Below are 1738 nucleotides of genomic sequence, written 5' to 3'. Positions count from 1 at the left end.
ATAGATAGCATAGAAGATGTATTTAAAATTAAATAATTTAAATAAAAAAGTCATTTTTCGTTGTAGGAAAATATTAAATTTTTAAATAAAAGACATAATTAATTAAAATTATAATTTGCTATTAGTATCTTTTTAAAAATATTTACAATTATTTTAATAGGTTATGCAAGAAGTCTATTATGTGGTTGACCCTAAACATGACAATGGTAAACATCTAATTTAAAGTGATTATAAGAATTTCTTTCATCATATTGATTCACGTAATTCAAAAAGTAATTTAAATGTTGTTATTAGTTCACATCTCATAACAGCTGAACAATTTTCAAAAGATAGTGAAATTATTGAACAATATCATCAAACTAAAACACCTTTTACTTGATGTACTATTACCAACGATAATAATCAATTTAAAAAAACATTTTTTGAAAAAACTGACCTTCAACATTTTGAAACAGCCATTGGAATGCTAATTGACTTAACAACTTTTAACATTGCTAATCGGGCAAGTGATAATGAGTAATTTCAAGAAGTAACAACAGAAATAAATGTTCTTAATGTTGTTGAAAAAAAGCCTTTGATTTATCATTAATTGATTTAGCAAAATATCAATCAATTTAAGAATTAAATCAAGAACAAAAAATTAGTTATTTTACAACTTTAATGAAAAATCAAGTCCCTGTTTCAACAGGAAACTTATATTTTGAGTCAGAATTAGCAATTATTGACGACATTGCTACTCATCCTGAACATCAAAAACAAGGTTATGCTAAGGAAATGTTAATTCATTTATTAAACCAAGCAAAAAAAGCAAATTACCACTATGCTGGTTTAGTTGTAACACCAGATGGTTTACCTTTACATAAGAAACTGGGATTTGAATCACAACAACTATATTTTAATGTTTACACAATGCATTATTTAAAATAATAATGCATTTTTTTGTTATCCTATTTATGATTTATGATCTGAATATATTGAACAAAGTTTAACTTCAATATTGCTATATCGTTCAATATTTGTTGGTTCATATTTTAATGTAAAATGCATAAACATATGGTAGTTTTCTTGAAAATATTCAACTCAAAAATCATTAATTAAATCTCAATCACTTCAAATTTGATTAACTAACATCAAAAGAAATGCCTCTGTTTCAATTGATGAATCAATCGTCATAGAATCCAATAGTTTAGTTTTTACATCATGGATAAATTTATTCTTTTTATCATTTTCGTTGGTAAAGCTACTATATATTAGCAGTTACTCATAAATTTTTAATTTCTTTTCATAAGTTAGGTTTAGTTTTAATAATAATATCAAATTTTTCTTCATTTGGTAGGACATCAGTTGTAATTTGATAAACTTTTATTTCATTCTGAAATGCAATAACTGACTGCTTTGTTTGTATTCTCATTGTTGAATTGTTCACTAAACTACTATTTTGTTTTAAGTTGGTATATTCGGTAATTCCAATTATACCAAATGTGATATTAGGAAAAAATGAACTTATCCCTAAGAAAACTAAAAATTTTTTCATTTTTAAAAATTCCTTTCTTTTTTATTAACCAATATTAGACTTCTTGCATAACCTATTAAAATAATTGTAAATATTTTTAAAAAGATACTAATAGCAAATTATAATTTTAATTAATTATGTCTTTTATTTAAAAATTTAATATTTTCCTACAACGAAAAATGACTTTTTTATTTAAATTATTTAATTTTAAATACATCTTCTATG

4 protein-coding genes are annotated in these 1738 nt (G+C 23.0%); 1 reads left to right on the top strand and 3 read right to left on the bottom strand.

Annotated features, from left to right (window positions below; translation table 4 throughout):
• Positions 1-228 precede the first annotated feature (228 nt).
• The gene (locus BST80_RS05185; protein WP_415746270.1) at positions 229-492 is read right to left on the bottom strand and encodes a hypothetical protein; all 264 of its coding nucleotides are present in this window, start codon (positions 490-492) and stop codon (positions 229-231) included.
• Positions 493-660: 168 nt separating this feature from the next.
• Here BST80_RS05185 and BST80_RS05180 point away from each other — a divergent pair, with 168 nt between their 5' ends.
• Positions 661-927: a GNAT family N-acetyltransferase gene (locus BST80_RS05180; RefSeq protein ID WP_415746269.1), complete on the top strand. Its 267-nt coding sequence runs from the start codon at positions 661-663 to the stop codon at positions 925-927.
• 24 nt (positions 928-951) lie between these two features.
• Here BST80_RS05180 and BST80_RS05175 read toward each other — a convergent pair whose 3' ends face one another.
• The gene (locus tag BST80_RS05175; RefSeq protein ID WP_415746268.1) at positions 952-1173 is read right to left on the bottom strand and encodes a hypothetical protein; all 222 of its coding nucleotides are present in this window, start codon (positions 1171-1173) and stop codon (positions 952-954) included.
• Between the two features lie 70 nt (positions 1174-1243).
• Entirely contained in the window at positions 1244-1534 is a 291-nt protein-coding gene (locus tag BST80_RS05170) for a hypothetical protein (protein ID WP_415746267.1), read from the bottom strand.
• Positions 1535-1738: the final 204 nt, after the last annotated feature.

The organism is Spiroplasma sp. Moj, assembly GCF_016082285.1.
Lineage (GTDB): Bacteria > Bacillota_I > Bacilli_A > Mycoplasmatales > Mycoplasmataceae > Spiroplasma > Spiroplasma phoeniceum.
This window is presented reverse-complemented; position numbering and strand designations above follow the sequence as displayed.